This window comes from Pseudomonas sp. FP603 (assembly GCF_030687415.1).
Lineage (GTDB): Bacteria > Pseudomonadota > Gammaproteobacteria > Pseudomonadales > Pseudomonadaceae > Aquipseudomonas > Aquipseudomonas wuhanensis.
Genome location: NZ_CP117431.1, coordinates 6,705,178 through 6,723,951 on the forward strand (window position 1 = coordinate 6,705,178; position 18,774 = coordinate 6,723,951).

5 protein-coding genes and 1 pseudogene are annotated in these 18,774 nt (G+C 61.4%); 3 read left to right on the forward strand and 3 right to left on the reverse strand.

What is annotated here, in order from left to right; translation table 11 throughout:
* The first annotated feature begins 240 nt into the window (after positions 1-240).
* A pseudogene (locus PSH65_RS30930) lies at positions 241-13,175 on the forward strand (retention module-containing protein).
* Positions 13,176-13,322: 147 nt separating this feature from the next.
* Positions 13,323-13,661, forward strand: a complete 339-nt coding sequence (locus tag PSH65_RS30935) for a tryptophan synthase subunit beta (RefSeq protein WP_305424280.1) — start codon at positions 13,323-13,325, stop codon at positions 13,659-13,661.
* A 381-nt stretch (positions 13,662-14,042) separates the two neighbouring features.
* Here the strand turns inward: PSH65_RS30935 and PSH65_RS30940 are convergent, their stop codons facing one another.
* The 3 genes from PSH65_RS30940 to lapG form a co-directional block, all read right to left on the reverse strand.
* On the reverse strand, positions 14,043-14,318 hold the full coding sequence (locus PSH65_RS30940) for a DUF6124 family protein (RefSeq protein WP_305424281.1): 276 nt from the start codon (positions 14,316-14,318) through the stop codon (positions 14,043-14,045).
* A gap of 458 nt (positions 14,319-14,776) precedes the next feature.
* Positions 14,777-16,723: a cyclic di-GMP receptor LapD gene (gene lapD, locus PSH65_RS30945; RefSeq protein ID WP_305424282.1), complete on the reverse strand. Its 1,947-nt coding sequence runs from the start codon at positions 16,721-16,723 to the stop codon at positions 14,777-14,779.
* Positions 16,724-16,737: 14 nt separating this feature from the next.
* Positions 16,738-17,430, reverse strand: coding sequence for a cysteine protease LapG (lapG, locus tag PSH65_RS30950; protein ID WP_305424283.1), 693 nt, complete (start codon positions 17,428-17,430; stop codon positions 16,738-16,740).
* Between the two features lie 198 nt (positions 17,431-17,628).
* Between lapG and PSH65_RS30955 the strand changes: the two genes are divergently transcribed.
* Complete coding sequence (locus PSH65_RS30955; RefSeq protein ID WP_305424284.1) at positions 17,629-18,339, forward strand: GntR family transcriptional regulator; 711 nt, start codon at positions 17,629-17,631, stop codon at positions 18,337-18,339.
* Positions 18,340-18,774: the final 435 nt, after the last annotated feature.

Here is an 18,774-nt window from a genome sequence, read left to right on the forward strand (position 1 = left end):
CTGTAGGACAGGTCGCCGCTTAAATATCAATGTGACATTACTGGGACGATTGTTTAGGATGGCTCCCTTAAGGTCAATAGTTTGGCATAAAGTTAATTTCGAAAAAATATAGCCAAATTATTGACGAATTAAGCGTCAAACTTATGCAGCAAATATCTTGAAAGTACGTCCAGCCCCGATCGGCTATCACGCCTAGCGGTTCATGGAAGTCAACTGAACGTGACACCCGGAGAGTCTTCAATGAGCAGTGTTGTTGCCATCGTCAAAAGCATTGTTGGTCAGGTTTTCGCGGTGTCGCCAGAGGGCATCCGCCGCGTACTCGTTGAAGGCGACCGGTTGTTGGTCGGCGATCAGGTAGACACCGGCGCCGCCGGCGCCATTACGCTCGAACTGGCTGATGGCCGCACCCTGGACCTGGGCCGCGACACTCAGTGGAGCGGCAGCGACCCGGATTCCAGCACCGACCTTGCGCAAGCCACTGCACAAGCCGCGCCATCGGTTGACGAATTGCAGCAAGCCATCGCCGCCGGCGTACCCGACCACCGCTCTTGAAGCCACCGCGGCCGGCCCTACGGCTGCGAGCGGGGGCGGCTCTACCGGTGGTGGCCACAGCTTCGTGGCCCTGGAGGCAACCGCTGCCCGAGTCGACCCCGACTATCGGCTTCCCGACTGAAGGCCTCGCCACGGCCGCGTTGGCAACACAAGACACCACCGGCGGCCAGACTGCCGATACCAGCACCAATGCCCTGCGCGAATCGACCCTGAGCCTGAGCGCCACGCCGACCATCACCGAGGCCGGTGGCGTGCTGGTTTACACCGCGACCCTGACCCAGGCGCCGCTGACCGACCTGACCATTACCCTGTCCAACGGCTCGGTGATCGTGATTGCAGCCGGCCAAACCACCGGCACCGTCAACGTTCCGCTGGCACCGAACGACACGGTTTATAACGATCCGACCCAGATCAACGTAACCGTCACCGGCACCACGGGGGGCAGCGGTATCGTGGTCACCCCGCCGACGACTCCGGCCGTGACCCAGGTCACCGACACCGTCGACACCACCACCGTCACACTGTCAGCGGGCTCGACCGTCACGGAAGGTGGCCAGATCACCTACACCGCGACATTGACCAACCCGGCGCAGACGCCGGTCACCGTCACCTTGTCCAACGGTTCGACCATCACCATCGCCGCTGGCAACACCACCGGCAGCGTCAACGTTCCGACGCCGGCCAATGACGTCTACAACAACGGCAGTACCGTCAGCACCACGATTACCGGCGCGACTGGTGGCAACTTCGAAAACCTGGTGCCGAACCCGACTCCAGCCGTCACCACCATTACCGATTCCGCCGACACCACCACCGTCACGCTGACGGCGGGCTCGACCGTCACCGAAGGCGGTCAGATCACTTACACCGCAACCCTGACCAACCCGGCGCAGACGCCAGTCACCGTGACTCTGTCCAACGGTTCGATCATCACCATCGCCGCCGGCAACACCACCGGCAGCGTGAACGTTCCGACGCCGGCCAATGACGTCTACAACAACGGCGGCACCGTCAGCACCACGATCACTGGCGCTACCGGCGGCAACTTCGAGAACCTCGTACCGAGCACCACGCCGGCAGTCACCACCATCACCGACTCGATCGACAACACCGGCCTGAGCCTCAGCGCCACCGGCACCGTCGTCGAAGGCGGCCAGATCACCTACACCGCCACCCTGACCAACCCGGCCGGCACGCCGATGACCGTGACCTTGAGCAATGGCTCGGTCATTACCATCGAAGCGGGCAAGACCACCGGCAGCGTGACGGTCGATACCGCGGCCAACGACGTCTACAACAATGGCAGCACCGTCAGCACCACGATCACCGGCACCACCGGTGGCAATTTCGAGCAACTGACCCCGAGCACCGAGCCGGCGCTCACCACCATTACCGATTCGAAAGACGACACCGGCCTGAGCCTGTCGGCGTCCACCGAAGTGGCTGAAGGTGGTCAGATTCTGTACACCGCGACGTTGACCAATCCGGCCGGTACGCCGGTCACCGTGACCCTGAGCAACGGTGCGGTGATCACCATCGCCACCGGTGCAACCACCGGCAGCGTGAGCGTCGATGCGCCTGCCGATGATGTTTATAAAGATGCCGGCAAGGTTGAAGTCACCATCACTGACGCCTCCGGTGGCAACTTTGAGAACCTGGTGACGAACCCGGCGGCAGCGGTCACTGACGTGACTGACACCCTCGATACCAGCACCGTTTCGCTAACGGCTACCGCGGGCGTTGTCGAGGGCGGCACCGTGGTTTACACGGCTTCCGTTACCGCGCCAGTGACCGGTTCGCCGGTGGTCGTGACCCTGTCGAATGGCCAGACCATCACCATTCCGGTCGGGTCGAGCAGCGGTTCTGTCAACTTCGTTGCGCCAAATGATGCGTTGGCGGGTGGCAGCTCTCTGAGCGTCAAGATCGACGATGCCAAGGGTGGTAATTACGAGAAGCTGGAAGTTGACGGCAAATCAGCCGACACCTCGGTGACTGATGCCCAGGACACCACCAACCTGTCGCTGACCGCCAGCGGTGCCGTGGATGAAGGTGGCCAGATCACCTACACCGCAACCCTGACCAATGCGGCCGGCACCCCAGTCACCGTGACGCTGTCGAACGGCGCCGTGATCACCATCGAAGCGGGTAAAACCACCGGCTCCGTGACCGTCGATGCTCCGAAGGACGACGTCTATAAAGACGCAGGCACCGTTGAAGCGACGATCAAAGGCGCGACTGGCGGCAACTTCGAGAACCTGGTCGCCAGCGATACGCCTGCGGTGACCACCGTTAACGACACCATCGACACCAGCACTGTTTCGCTGACTGCCACATCGAGCGTCGCCGAAGGCGGCACCGTGGTTTACACCGCATCCGTGTCGGCGCCGGTCACCGGTTCGCCGGTGGTTGTCACCCTGTCCAACGGACAGACCATCACCATTCCGGTCGGCTCAAGCAGCGGCTCTGTCGACTTCGTTGCGCCAAATGATGCGTTGGCCGGTGGCAGCTCTCTGAGCGTCAAGATCGACGATGCCAAGGGTGGCAATTACGAGAAACTGGACGTCGACGGCAAGTCGGCGGATACCTCGGTGACCGACACCGCGGATACCACCACCCTCAGCCTGAGCGCAACTGACTCGGTCGCTGAAGGCGGCTCCATCGTTTACACCGCGACCTTGACCAACGCCGCTGGCACGCCAGTGACCGTCACCCTGAGCAACGGCGCGATCATCACCATTGCCGCCGGTACGACTACCGGTTCCGTGACCGTCGATGCGCCAAAAGACGACGTCTACAAAGATGCTGGCAAGGTTGAAGTCACCATCAAGGACGCCGCGGGCGGCAACTTCGAAAACCTGGCGACCAATCCGGCGGCTGCGGTCACCGATGTGACCGATACCCTCGATACCTCGACCGTGAATCTGACGGCGACGTCCACCGTCGCTGAAGGCGGGACCGTGGTTTACACCGCGTCCGTGACGTCGCCGGTCACCGGTTCTCCAGTGGTCGTCACTCTGTCCAACGGCCAGACCATCACCATTCCGGTCGGCTCAAGCAGCGGTTCTGTCGACTTCGTTGCGCCAAACGATGCCCTCGCTGGCGGCGGCTCTCTGAGCGTCAAGATCGACGATGCCAAAGGTGGTAACTACGAGAAGCTGGAAGTCGACGGCAAGTCAGCAGACACCTCGGTGACCGACACCGCTGACACCACCAACCTGTCGCTGACCGCGACCGGCACCGTGGATGAAGGCGGCCAGATCACCTACACCGCGACCCTGACCAATGCGGCTGGCACACCAGTCACCGTCACGCTCAGCAACGGCGCCGTCATCACCATCGAAGCGGGCAAAACCACCGGCTCCGTGACCATCGATGCACCGAAGGACGACGTCTATAAAGACACCAGTACCGTTGAAGCGACCATCAAAGACGCGACCGGCGGCAACTTTGAGAACCTGGTCGCCAGCGATACGCCTGCGGTGACCACCGTCAATGACACCATCGATACCAGCACCGTTTCGCTGACTGCCACCGCGAATGTCGCCGAAGGCGAAACCGTGGTCTACACCGCGACGATCAGCGCACCCGTCACCGGTGCGCCAGTGGTCGTCACCCTGTCCAACGGCCAGAGCATCACTATCCCGGTCGGCGAAACCACCGGCAGCGTGAACTTTGTCGCGCCAAACAGCCCCCTGGCGGGCGGCAGCTCCCTGAGCGTCAAGATTGACGGCGCAACGGGCGGTAATTACGAGAAGCTGGACGTCGACGGCAAATCAGCCGACACCTCGGTGACTGATACCGCGGATACCACCACCCTCAGCCTGAGCGCTACTGATTCGGTCGCCGAAGGTGGTTCCATCGTCTACACCGCGAGCTTGACCAACGCGGCCGGCACACCAGTGACCGTGACCTTGTCGAACGGTGCAGTGATCACCATCGCCGCTGGCGCGACCACGGGCAGCGTGACTGTCGACGCACCGAAGGACGACGTCTACAAAGACGCCGCCAAGGTTGAAGTCACCATCAAGGACGCCGCGGGCGGCAACTTCGAAAACCTGGCGACCAATCCGGCGGCAGCGGTTACCGACGTCACAGATACCATCGACACCTCGACCGTGAACCTCACCGCGACCAGCACTGTGGCTGAAGGCGGCACCGTGGTTTACACCGCGTCCGTATCGGCGCCGGTGACCGGTTCGCCGGTGGTTGTCACCCTGTCCAACGGCCAGACCATCACCATCCCGGTCGGTTCGAGCAGCGCCAGCGTCAACTTCACCGCGCCGAACGATGCCCTGGCTGGCGGCGGCTCCCTGAGCGTCAAGATCGACGATGCCAAGGGCGGTAACTACGAGAAGCTGGAAATCGACGGCAAGTCGGCAGACACCTCGGTGACTGATACTCCGGACACCACCACCCTCAGCCTCTCGGCGACTGATTCGGTCGCGGAAGGCGGTTCCATTGTTTACACCGCGACCCTGACCAACGCCGCTGGCACGCCAGTTACCGTGACCTTGTCGAACGGTGCGGTGATCACCATCGCGGCCGGTGCAACCACCGGTTCCGTGACCGTCGATGCACCAACGGACGACGTCTACAAAGACGCTGGCCAGATCGAAGTGACCATCAAGGACGCCGCGGGCGGCAATTTTGAGAACCTGGCCACCAATCCGGCGGCTGCGGTTACCGACGTGACCGATACCCTCGACACCTCGACCGTGAATCTGACCGCGACGTCCACCGTCGCCGAAGGCGGCACCGTGGTTTACACCGCGTCCGTCAGCGCGCCGGTCACCGGTTCGCCAGTGGTTGTCACTCTGTCCAACGGCCAGACCATCACCATCCCGGTCGGCTCAAGCAGCGGTTCTGTCAACTTCGTTGCGCCAAATGATGCACTGGCCGGTGGCGGCTCGCTGAGCGTCAAGATCGACGATGCCAAAGGTGGCAACTACGAGAAACTGGAAGTCGACAGCAAGTCGGCCGACACCTCGGTGACTGATACTGCGGACACTACAACTCTCAGCTTGAGCGCTACTGATTCGGTTGCTGAAGGCGGTTCCATTGTTTACACCGCGACCCTGACCAATGCGGCCGGGACTCCGGTCACCGTCACGTTGAGCAACGGCGCGACCATCACTATCGCGGCCGGTGCGACTACCGGCTCCGTGACTGTCGACGCACCGAAAGACGATGTCTACAAAGACGCCGGCAAGGTCGAAGCCACCATCAAGGACGCCGCAGGCGGCAACTTTGAAAACCTGGCCACCAGCCCAGCGGCTGCGGTCACCGATGTGACTGATACCATCGACACCTCGACGGTAAACCTCACTGCGACCAGCGCTGTGGCTGAAGGCGGGACCGTGGTTTACACCGCTTCGGTGTCTGCTCCGGTGACTGGTTCGCCAGTGATCGTCACCCTGTCCAATGGCCAGACCATCACCATCCCGGTTGGCTCGAGCAGCGCCAGCGTCAACTTCACCGCACCAAACGATGCCCTGACCGGTGGCACCTCCCTGAGCGTCAAGATCGACGATGCCAAGGGCGGTAACTACGAGAAACTGGAAGTCGACGGCAAGTCGGCGGATACCTCGGTGACCGACACCGCGGATACCACCACCCTCAGCCTGTCGGCGACCGACTCCGTCGCTGAAGGTGGCTCCATCGTTTACACCGCAACCCTGACTAACGCCGCCGGCACGCCGGTTACCGTAACCTTGTCGAACGGTGCAGTGATCACCATTGCTGCCGGTGCCACCAGCGGCTCCGTGACTGTCGACGCGCCTAAGGACGACGTCTACAAAGACGCCGGCAAGGTCGAAGTCACCATCAAGGACGCCGCAGGCGGCAACTTTGAAAACTTGGCCACCAGCCCAGCGGCTGCGGTCACCGATGTGACTGACACCCTCGACACCTCAACGGTGAACCTGACCGCGACGTCTACCGTCGCCGAAGGCGGCACCGTGGTTTACACCGCGTCCGTATCGGCGCCGGTCACCGGTTCGCCAGTGGTTGTGACCCTGTCGAATGGCCAGACCATCACCATCCCGGTCGGGTCGAGCAGCGCCAGCGTGAACTTCACCGCGCCGAACGATGCCCTGGCTGGCGGCGGCTCGCTGAGCGTCAAGATCGACGATGCGAAGGGCGGTAACTACGAGAAGCTGGAAGTTGACGGCAAGTCGGCGGATACCTCGGTGACTGATACCCAGGACACCACCAACCTGTCGCTGACCGCGACCGGCGCCGTGGATGAAGGCGGACAGATCACCTACACGGCAACCCTGACCAATGCGGCCGGCACACCAGTCACCGTGACGCTGTCGAACGGCGCCGTGATCACCATCGAAGCGGGTAAAACTACCGGCTCCGTGACCGTCGATGCTCCGAAGGATGATGTCTACAAGGACGCCGGCACTGTCGAAGCGACCATCAAAGACGCGACCGGCGGCAACTTCGAGAATCTGGTGGCTAGCGACACTCCGGCCGTCACCACCGTCAACGACACCATCGATACCAGCACCGTTTCGCTGACTGCCACTTCGAGCGTCGCCGAAGGCGGCACCGTGGTTTACACCGCGTCCGTGTCGGCGCCAGTCACCGGCTCGCCGGTGGTTGTCACCCTGTCCAACGGTCAGATCATCACCATTCCAGTCGGCTCGAGCAGTGGTTCTGTAAACTTCACCGCACCAAACGATGCACTGGCCGGCGGTGGCTCCCTGAGCGTCAAGATCGACGATGCCAAGGGCGGTAACTACGAGAAGCTGGAAGTCGACGGCAAATCGGTAGACACCTCGATCACCGATACTCCGGAAACCACCACCCTCAACCTGTCGGCGACCGACTCCGTCGCGGAAGGGGGGTCGATTGTTTACACCGCGACCCTGACCAATGCGGCCGGGACTCCGGTCACCGTCACGTTGAGCAACGGCGCTGTGATCACCATCGCCGCTGGCGCGACTACGGGCAGCGTGACTGTCGACGCACCGAAGGACGACGTCTACAAGGACGCCGGCCAAATCGAAGTGACCATCAAGGATGCTGCGGGCGGCAACTTTGAGAACCTGGCCACCAGCCCAGCGGCTGCGGTCACCGACGTGACCGATACCCTCGATACTTCGACCGTGAACCTCACTGCGAGCAGCACTGTGGCTGAAGGCGGCACCGTGGTTTACACCGCGTCCGTGACGTCGCCAGTCACCGGTTCGCCGGTGGTTGTCACCCTGTCCAACGGCCAGACCATCACCATCCCGGTCGGCTCGAGCAGCGGCTCTGTCAACTTCGTTGCGCCAAACGATGCACTAGCCGGTGGCGGCTCGCTGAGCGTCAAGATCGAAGATGCGAAGGGCGGTAACTACGAAAAACTGGAAATCGACGGCAAGTCGGCAGACACCTCGGTCACCGATACTGCGGACACCACAACCCTCAGCCTGAGCGCAACCGACTCGGTCGCTGAAGGCGGCTCCATCGTTTACACCGCCACCCTGACCAACGCCGCCGGTACACCAGTGACTGTCACGTTGAGCAACGGCGCGATCATCACCATCGCGGCCGGTGCGACTACCGGCTCCGTGACTGTCGACGCACCGAAAGACGACGTCTACAAAGACGCTGGCAAAGTCGAAGTGACCATCAAGGATGCTGCGGGCGGCAACTTTGAAAACCTTGCGACCAACCCGGCGGCTGCGATTACCGACGTCACCGATACCATCGACACCTCGACCGTGAACCTCACCGCGACCAGCACTGTGGCTGAAGGCGGCACCGTGGTTTACACCGCGTCCGTGACGTCGCCAGTCACCGGTTCGCCGGTGGTTGTGACCCTGTCCAACGGCCAGACCATTACCATCCCGGTCGGCTCGAGCAGCGCCAGCGTCAACTTCACTGCGCCGAACGATGCCCTGACCGGTGGCGGCTCGCTGAGCGTCAAGATCGACGATGCCAAAGGTGGCAATTACGAGAAGCTGGAAGTCGACGGCAAGTCGGCGGACACCTCGGTGACTGATACTGCGGACACCACAACCCTCAGTTTGAGCGCAACCGACTCCGTGGCTGAAGGCGGTTCCATCGTTTACACCGCGACCTTGACCAACGCCGCCGGCACCCCGGTCACTGTCACGTTGAGCAACGGCGCCATCATCACCATCGCGGCCGGTGCGACTACCGGCAGCGTGACCGTCGATGCACCAAAAGACGACGTCTACAAAGACGCCGGCAAGGTTGAAGTCACGATCAAGGACGCCGCAGGCGGCAACTTCGAAAACCTGGCGACCAACCCGGCGGCTGCGGTTACTGACGTCACAGATACCATCGACACCTCGACCGTGAACCTCACCGCGACCAGCGCTGTGGCCGAAGGCGGCACCGTGGTTTACACCGCGTCCGTGTCTGCGCCGGTCACCGGCGCACCACTCATTGTGACCCTGTCGAATGGCCAGACCATCACCATCCCGGTCGGCTCGAGCAGCGGTTCTGTCAACTTCACCGCACCAAACGATGCCCTGACCGGCGGCACCTCCCTGAGCGTCAAGATCGACGACGCCAAGGGCGGTAACTACGAGAAGCTGGAAGTCGACGGCAAGTCGGCCGACACCTCGGTGACTGATACCCAGGACACCACCAACCTGTCGCTGACCGCGACCGGCACCGTGGATGAAGGCGGCCAGATCACCTACACAGCGACCCTGACCAACGCGGCCGGCACACCAGTGACCGTGACGCTCAGCAACGGCGCCGTCATCACCATCGACGCGGGCAAAACTACCGGTTCCGTGACCGTCGATGCGCCAAAGGACGACGTCTACAAAGACGCCGGCACCGTCGAAGCAACCATCACTGGCTCGATCGGTGGCAACTTCGAAAACCTGGTCACCAGCAATACTGCTGCGGTCACGACCGTCACCGACACGATCGACAAAACCGAAGTCAGCATCAGCGGCAGCACCTCGGTCACCGAAGGCCAGACCGCCAGCTACACCGTCAGCCTGACTCACCCGGCACAGACCGAAGTGACTCTGAAAATCGTCTACAGCGGCACCGCCGCCGACGGTTCGGACTTTACCGGTGTGTACACCGTGAAAATCCCGGCGGGCGCCAGCAGTGCGAGCTTCAACGTCGCGACGCTGGACGACAAGCTCACCGAAGGCACCGAGAACTTCGTGGTCAAGATCGACTCGGCCACTGGCGGCAACTTCGAAAACCTCACGGTCAGCGCGTCCAACGGCAGCGTCAGCACCTCGATCATCGACAACGATGCAGCGCCGGTTCTCGACCTGGACGCCAACAATTCCAGTGGCGCCACCGGGGCCAACTACAACGTGACCTTCACCGAAGGCACCACCGGCCAAGGCGTATCGATCGGCGACACCGACCTGCGCATCACCGACCCGGACAGCACGATGCTGACCGGCGCGACCATCGTGCTGACCAACCGTCAGCCGGGCGACGCGCTGAACCTGGGCAACAGCGTCAATGGCATCAGCATCAATGCCAACAGCCAGGACGGCACCGTCACCCTGACCCTGTCGGGCAACGCGACGCTGGCCGACTACATGCAGCAGATCAAAAACATCAGTTTCACCAACAGCAGTGAGGACCCGAGCACAGTGCCGCGGATCATCACCGTGACGGTGACCGATGGCAGCAACTACTCCAACACCGCAACCACCACCGTCAACGTGGTGGCTGTGAATGACGCGCCAACCGCCGCGCCGGTTAACGTCACCGGTACCGAAGACACCCCGCTGATCCTCGGTTGGTCGACTTTTGGCGTCAGCGATGTCGACAGCGCAACTGCCAACCTGGGGGTGAAAATCACTCAGTTGCCGGGCGAAGGCAAGTTGCAGTACCTGGACGGCGCGACCTGGAAAGACGTGGCCACCAACCAGACCTTCAGCAAGGCCGACATCGACGCCGGCAAGTTGCGCTTCACGCCGGATGCCAACGAATCGGGTGTCGATGCCTACGGCGGCACCGGCGTGGGCAACAAACAGGCCGACTACGCGCAGATCAAGTTCCAGCCAACCGACGGTCAACTGCTGGGCAACACTGGCACGGTGAAAATTGACATCACGCCGGTTGCCGATGCGCCCTCCCTGAGCGTCGCGGACAACAGCGTCAAGTCGACTGGCCTGATCAAGGAAGTCTGGACCGGCCTGTCGGGCCTCGGCACCGATGGCAGCGGCGCGTCTTCCGGCACGCTGAAATCGATCATCGACGGCGCGGGCACCCCGAACTCCAGCAGCACTGTGACCAATGTGCAGTCCAACGGCAGTGTCACGGCCGGAACCGCTTCGAAAACCTCTGGCCTGATCTACCTCGAAGCCGGCAAGACGTACACCTTCAGCGGTACCGGTGACGACAGCCTGTTGGTGACCATCGGCGGTAAAAACGTGGCCGCAATCACTTGGGGTGCGGGCGGTAACCTGAATGGTTCGTTCATCCCGACCACCAGCGGTTACTACACCCTGGACATCTACCACCACAACCAGAGCGGCCCAGGCAGCTATGACGTCAACCTGTCGGTCAACGGCGGTGCGGCGGTCGACCTGAGCAGCGCCGGCGTGCCGCTGTACACCGGCGTGGCCGATCTGGCCGCTTCTGGCGTGACGGTTTCCGACCTGCACGGCACCAATGGCGAAGGCTACTACGACGGCTACAAACTCAACGAAGGCGCCGAAGGCACCAGCGTTCACCTGTCCGCGATCAAAACGGCACTGACCGACACCGACGGCTCTGAAAGCCTGAGCGTGAAGATCAGCGGCATACCGGCGGGCTCGGTCCTCACCGATGGCGCAGGCCACACCTTCATCGCCAGCGCCACCAATGGCGAAGCCAACGTCACCGGCTGGAACCTCGGCACGCTGACCGTTACTCCACCGCCGTACTACAACGGCCAGTTCACCCTGACCGTCACTTCGACCTCCACCGAAGCCCATGGCGGTTCGGCACCGAGCACCGCGCAGATCCCGGTCACGGTGTATCCGTCGGTCTATAACGCGGTGACCGCCACTGCCGCCGACGACACCATCACCGGCACCGATGGCAACGACATCATGGTCGCCGACATCGGCGGGCTGACCGTGGTGCCGGGCACCAACTACAACATCGCGTTCATGGTCGACAGCTCGGGCAGCATGAGCGCTTCTTCGATCAGCGCCGCCAAGGATTCGCTGACCGCGGTATTCAATACCCTCAAGCAAAGCATGGGCGGTAACTCCGGGACCGTGAATATTTTCCTGGTGGACTTCGATACCCAGGTCAACAAATCGGTGTCGGTGAACCTGAATGACCCGAACGCCCTGACCTTGCTCAAATCCGTTCTGGATTCGATGTCGTCCGGCGGCGGCACCAACTACGAGGACGTGTTCAAAACCACGGCCAACTGGTTCCAGAGTGCCGACGCCATTGCCAACACCGGCGCGAAGAACCTCACGTACTTCATCACCGACGGCAAGCCGACCTACTACCAGAGCGGCGAGCAGACCAACCCGACCTTGTACGGCGATGTGAAGCTCGATGACGTCATCGCCACCACCCATTACAAGTTGGGGCAGACCTATTCCGGCTACCTGGACAGCACTCATTACCTGACCATCGACAGCGCCGGCAACGTCACGCTGGAGACTCAGAATAAAAAAGGCAACTGGCACAGTTCAGACTTGGGCACCCTCCATGCCGAGGGTAACGGCACGTACGAACTGTCCTATCGCGATGGCACCGGCTATAGCACCGATTCCACCGCCATCGACAACTCCTCCAGCGGCTTCGCCTTGCTGAGCAACGTGTCGACGGTAGAAGCCATCGGCCTGAACAAGGACGTCACCCTCGGCGATCTCAAGCCGTACGACTCGGATCAGACGCCACAAACCAACATCGACCCGAAAGACCTGGCCAACTCGATCATCGGCCATACCGAAGCGACAATGCCGGGTGCCGACACGGTCAGCGGCGGTGACGGCAACGACCTCCTGTTCGGCGATCTGGTGAGCTTCAACGGCGTTGCCGGTGAGGGTTATCAGGCCATGCAGGCGTTCGTGGCCCAGCAGACCGGCGTCGACGCCAGCAAAGTCACCACCAGCAACGTGCATCAGTACATCACCGAGCATTACACCGAGTTCGACGTGTCTGGCGCCCACGACGGTAACGACACACTGCTGGGTGGCGCGGGCAACGACATTCTCTTCGGCCAGGGTGGCAACGACCTCCTCGACGGCGGCAAGGGCAATGACATCCTGCTCGGCGGCAGCGGCAACGACTCGTTGATCGGCGGTAAAGGCAACGACCTTCTGATTGGCGGTTCGGGCGCCGACACCTTCATCTGGAAGGCTGGCGATACCGGCAGCGACGTGATCAAGGACTTCAAGGCCAGCGAAGGCGACCGCATCGACCTGCGTGATCTGTTGCAGGGCGAAACCGGCAGCACCATCGATAACTTCCTGAAGATCACCACGGTGGATGGTGTGTCGTCCCTGCAAGTCAGCTCTGGCGGCAAGTTCAACGGTGCCGACGCTGCAGCGGCCACCCCGGACGTGACGATCAAATTGGAAGGTAATAATTGGTCCAGCGCCAGCATCAACTCGTTGATCGCCGGCAGTGACCCGACCATCAAAGTCGATCACAACAACAGCTGATCAGCAGACTGACGGCCGCCCAAACCGGGCGGCCGTCGCGTTTGCGTCCACCTCACGGGTGACGATTTCGTCGTCGCACCGCATACTCGCCTGCGTTGGCCTATGCTGCTGACAGCACGACGCTGGTCCATTTCCGAGGGATGCTCAATGTTTTACGTGCAACGCGATGCGCAAGGTCAGTTAGTGCGCGTGGAAGCCACGGCCTACGCCGAGGCCACGGAAACGCTGCCGGCCGACCATCATGAAATCCAGGCCTGGTTTGCCCACGAAGTGGTGGAAACCAGCCTCAAGCAACTCAAGCAGAGCGACCTGGAAATGATCCGGGTACTCGACGACTTGATTCAGGTGCTGACCCAAAAAGGCGTAATCCGCGTTACCGATCTGCCGCCGGCCGCGCAGGCCAAGCTGATGGACCGAAACCAGGCCCGTGAAGCGCTGGGAGGGTTGAGCCAATTGATCGATGATGATGAGACGGGGTTGATCTAAGCCCGACGCCGATCGTTCCCACGCTCTGCGTGGGAATGCCTCAAGGGACGCTCCGCGTTCCAGCCCCACCGCCGACGTTGCGCCTGACACCATTGTGACGCGGAGCGTCACGGGCTGCATTCCCACGCAGAGCGTGGGAACGATCATCTGTGCTACCTCACGCTAAACCTCGGCCCGAGGCTTCATCTGCGGCGAGTCAAGGTGATCCAGCGCCCGTTCCACCGCGGTGATCATTCCCACGCTCTGCGTGGGAATGTCTCAAGGGACGCTCCGCGTTCCAGCCCCACCGCCGACGGTTGCGCCTGGCACCATTGTGACGCGGAGCGTCACGGGCTGCATTCCCACGCAGAGCGTGGGAACGATCATCTGTGCTACCTCACGCTAAACCTCGGCCCGAGGCTTCATCTGCGGCGAGTCAAGGTGATCCAGCGCCCGCTCCACCAACAACCGCACACCATCGGCCAATCGGCTGAGCGCCAGGGCGATGGATCGCCGTGAGCCTTCCACATCGTCCGCAAGATCGGCGGCGATGGCGCTGATGGACAGCAGGTCTTCGGAGGCATTGGCCAGAAGGGCTTCGGTGTCGATGTCGGGGGAGACGGTGAAGAGGTGGCCTTTGCGGGGGCCGGGGGGCGGATTCGGCGTTACTTTGAACATAAGAAATCATCCTAAACAGTAAGTTGGAGCCGTCACCGTTCGCTTGCACGCGAAATAGGGTGGCGGCCGTGCGCAGGTGTGCAAGACCGGGACTGTTTAGGACACCCAGCAGATCCGAGGATCTCCTGCGCGCAGCCGCCATAAAGCAGTGAACATCGAAATGCTCATTGAGAGGAATGGCAGCACGCTACCTAAACAGTTTGGTCGGACTTGCACGTCCGTGTCACCGATTATTCAGTGACAAAGCCAGACTAGCCCTGAGTTTCGGCCGGAACAAGTTCACCAAAACCGCTACAACTTGAAGGAAATCTCTTAGGACTCTGCTATCGGAATAATCGGTGTCCGCACGGGCGCCATCGCGGGAAAGCCCGCTCCCACAGAGGGAGGAGGTGAACGCAGGATTGTGGTACCACACAAATCCTGTGGGAGCGGGCTTGCCCGCGATGACGGCATCAGCCTCACTGCCAAGGCTTAGGCTCACCAAACAACTGCCCCTGAACCCCATACAACCCCATCTCGCGAATCACCGCCAACTCCCCTTCGGTCTCAACCCGCTCGGCAATCAACGGCAAATCAATGCTATGCGCCGCCCGCTGAATTGCCTCGATGAACAGACGCTTGTCGCTCTCCTGATCGATCGCCCGGATGTAACTGCCGTCGATTTTCAGGTACGCCAACCCCAGCCGCGCCAGGTTGCCGATCATGCTGAAACGCCCACCAAAACGCTGCAGACTCAGCGAGAACCCAAGTTCGTGCAGACGCCGCGTCAGCTGTTCCAGCACCGCTTGCTCGGGCAATTGCTCTTCGCCGATTTCCAGGGTCAGTCGTTCCCCGAGATTCGAATGCTGACGCAGGATGTCGAACACTTTGTTCAACGCCTGCGGATCCGCCAGCGTTGCCGAAGACAGGTTCAGCGCCAGCGACTCTTCATGCTCGGCCATCTGCTCAAGCACCAGCTCCAGCATCAAACGGTCCAGCCGCGCGGTCCAGCCGAAACGCTCAAGCCATGGCAAAAAACGCCCGGCAGGAATGGTCTGGCCTTGCTCGTCGAGCAGGCGCGAAAGCACTTTGTAATGCAGCACCACCTGCGTGTCGTGGCTGGCCACCACCGGCTGGAAATACAGCTCGAAACGCTGCTGATCCAACGCCTCATCCAACAGGGTGTGCCAGGCATGGTGATCGTCGCCAACCCGCGCCGGCGCGCCTTGATCGAGGCAGGCCCAACTCGGTTCGCCCTGGCTTTCTGCCTGGGCCAGTGCCTGATCCGCCAACCCGATCACTGCTTGCGGCGAGTCGCCATGGGCAAACGGCGCCAGCCCGATCGAAGCCACCGACGCCACGTCCGTGGCGCCCGTTGCATGCAGGCTCGTCAGGGCACTTTCAAGGTTGCTTGCCAGTTGCAGCGCTTCTTCGCGCACCAGCCCCGGCGCCAGCACGGCGAATTCACCGCCACGAATGCGCGTGACGAGGTTCTGTGTTTCCGGGTACTTGGCACACTCCCGGGACAACTGCTCGCCCACCGTTTTCAACAATTGATCGGTGCGCTGACCACCCAGGCGCTGGTTCAAACCCGCCAGGTCCTTGACCCGCAACAACAGCAAATAGCCGGAGCTGGCTTGCTCGGAATTATTCACTCGCGCGTTCAATTGCATTTCGAAATAGCGCCGGTTGGCCAGGCCGGTCAGGTTGTCCTGATAGGATTCGGCCCGCAGTTTTTCACTGCGTTCGGCCTGTTCCTGGAACAGCGCCTTGAGCTTTTCGACCATCTGGTTCATGGCCTGCACCACCCGGCGCAGTTCCGGGGTGCGCGGCAGTTCCGGCAGGCTGAGGAATTCGCGGCGAGCAATGGCGTGGGATTGCTTGACCATGTAATCCAGCGGCTTGAGTTGCCGGCGCAGCAACAGCGCGCCCAGCACCGCGCTCACCGCGCCGCAGAGCAGCAACCAGCCAAGGCTGCCCAACGCGCTCTGCCACAACTTGGCCAACGCGAACATCGGATGGCTGACCACCTCGACCCGCGCGGCCTGCTCCCAGCCACGGCTGACAAGGGCGTCGCCACCGGCCGGTTCCAGGCCGATCAGTTTGACGAACCAGTCCGGCACGTTGGTGACCGCCGGGATGCCGCTGCGCTCGACAATCGTCTTGTCGTTGGTCAGATCGACCACGCGGATGCTCGCGTAATAACCGCTGTCGAAGATCGAACTGACCAGCAACTCGACCATCGCCGGGTCGTCGATGTTCGGCGTCAGGGACAGCGCCAACGCTGTCGCGGCGTCCTGGGCGTGGGAGCGCAACTGGTTGACGTACTGGGTACGCGAGCTTTCCAGACTGACCATGAAGCTGCCGGTGAAGGCGACCACCAGGAACAGACAGATAGCGATCAACAGCTGTTTGAACAAAGACATCTGAGCGCGTGCTCCTAGTTAGTCGTCTCGACCGGAAAACCTTCGGCCTGCATTTTCTTCAACACATCCTGCCAGCGGGACAGGCGTTTGGTGTCTCCGACCTTCTTGTTACCCTTGGCACCCGGCAACCACAACCCTTCGGCATTGAAAGAGTAGACCGGCAGCAAATCGGTTCGCTGGCTGGCGGGCTTGATCGCGTCGATCAGGCTGTCGAGCACCAAAGGCATGGCCTCGGGGCTCGAGTAGTAGGTCAGAACCATGTGCGCTCGGTTCAGGCGCAAAGCCTTGACGTAGGTGATGCGCAGCTTGTCACTGGAGACACCGAGATGGCGCAGGCTGAAATACTTGGCGATAGCGTAGTCTTCGCAGTCACCGGCGCCTTTCCACAAGGCTTCGATCGGCGTTTCCCAATAATCGACCTCGTGCCACAGGTCGAGGTCTTCTTCGTAGCGCATCTGCTTGTTGAAGAAGCGGTTGACCACGTTGAGCTGTTCCAGCTCGCCAATCTGCTTTTGCGTGGCCAGTAACTGCTGCCAGGCATCAATACGCGGCTGCCCTTCACCCAAAGGCCCGTACAATGCCTGCGCGCGGCGGCTGATCAGCGAAAAATCCCAGTCGGCATGCAGCCCGCCCAGCATGACGCCGGTCAGCAGCAGCGCGCAGCCTAGCCAGCGCAAAGTCCGAGGGATCGCGAAACGTGCCGCCAATGCGAGGCATCCAGAGTAGGCAGGTGGAAGTCGGTTGATGGTGCAGGTTAGCCCGGTAAAAGACAATGGCACGGTGAGATCACCGTCGGCACGCTAGACTTTAAGGTAATGCGATCCTTTGCCCGTTTGACAACCCGTCAGGCAGTCACTAGTGTCCATTTGGATCCAAGTATTTCAGCCAAACAGGGTGCGTTTGTCGTGACACAGAAGCCCAACCCTCTCAGCAGTATCAAGGTCAACGGGCCGATTCCCGCCCATCTGGCACGCTCGGTGATCGAAGAAACCCTGCGCGCGGCGATTCTCGACGGTCGCATTCCGTGCGGCATCGCCCTGCGTCAGCAAGACCTCGCCGACCTGTTCGGCGTCAGCCGCATGCCGGTGCGCGAAGCGTTGCGCCAGCTCGAAGCGCAATCGCTGCTCAACGTGATCGCCCACAAAGGCGCGGTGGTTGCACCGTTGGTCCAGGGCGATGCGGCAGAAACCTATGAACTGCGAATCCTGCTGGAGTCCGAAGCCCTGCGTCGGTCGATCCCCCTGCTTGAAGCCGCCGATTTCGAACAAGCGGCGCGCTATATCGACGAGTTGGAGACGGAACACGACTACACCGAGATAGGCCGGCTCAATCGCCTGTTCCACATGGCGCTTTATAAAAAGGCCCCCAACCAGCGGCTGCTGAGACTCGTCGAAGACGGGTTGAACGAAGAGGAGCGCTTCTTGCGCTTCAATCTGGAAGCCATGGGCCTGGGCAAACTGTCCCAGGAAGATCACCGGGCACTATTGCGGGCCGCCGAAGAGCGGGACGTCGAGCGCTCAGTGACGTTGCTCGAAAACCACCTCAACCGAGGTGTCGAAGTCATCACGCGCTACCTCGAAAGCTCTGAACCGCAGCGCAGGAAAACCACGAAGTAACCCGCGCCGACAATCCCGAGCGAGCCCTTTGAAGGGCTCGCTTTCGTTTGTCACGATTTCGAGCTGATCAGCACCTGGATCGCTCGATGAATAAATCTGTTTACAAATCCCCATTCGTTCACACCGCGCCGGTGTGCCGCGACTTCCTGCCCGCGCCCCAAAGCCCCTTCCTCCTTAAACCCCACAATTGCACCTATCAGATCATGCAGGGGTGATAGCGACTGCCGTGAATTACGCTCACTCTTGAGCTGCCAACGAATAATGACGGGCGACGCACCGCACCCGCGGAGCAGTCGACGCACCAAGAACCTACGGAAGGAGTCTTGCCACGGGAAAGGAAGAACCGGCGTCATTCCCAGCCAACTTCCACCCTCTCAGATCACATCAACGAACCCAGTAGAAAGTTGCTTTGAGTGAGGCATTCACTCTTTATTT

Excerpts from the sequence above, each read along its gene's own strand:
- lapD (WP_305424282.1), bottom strand. The coding sequence starts at position 16,723 with ATGTCTTTGTTCAAACAGCTGTTGATCGCTATCTGTCTGTTCCTGGTG.
- PSH65_RS30940 (WP_305424281.1), bottom strand. The coding sequence starts at position 14,318 with ATGTTCAAAGTAACGCCGAATCCGCCCCCCGGCCCCCGCAAAGGCCAC.
- PSH65_RS30935 (WP_305424280.1), top strand. The coding sequence starts at position 13,323 with ATGTTTTACGTGCAACGCGATGCGCAAGGTCAGTTAGTGCGCGTGGAA.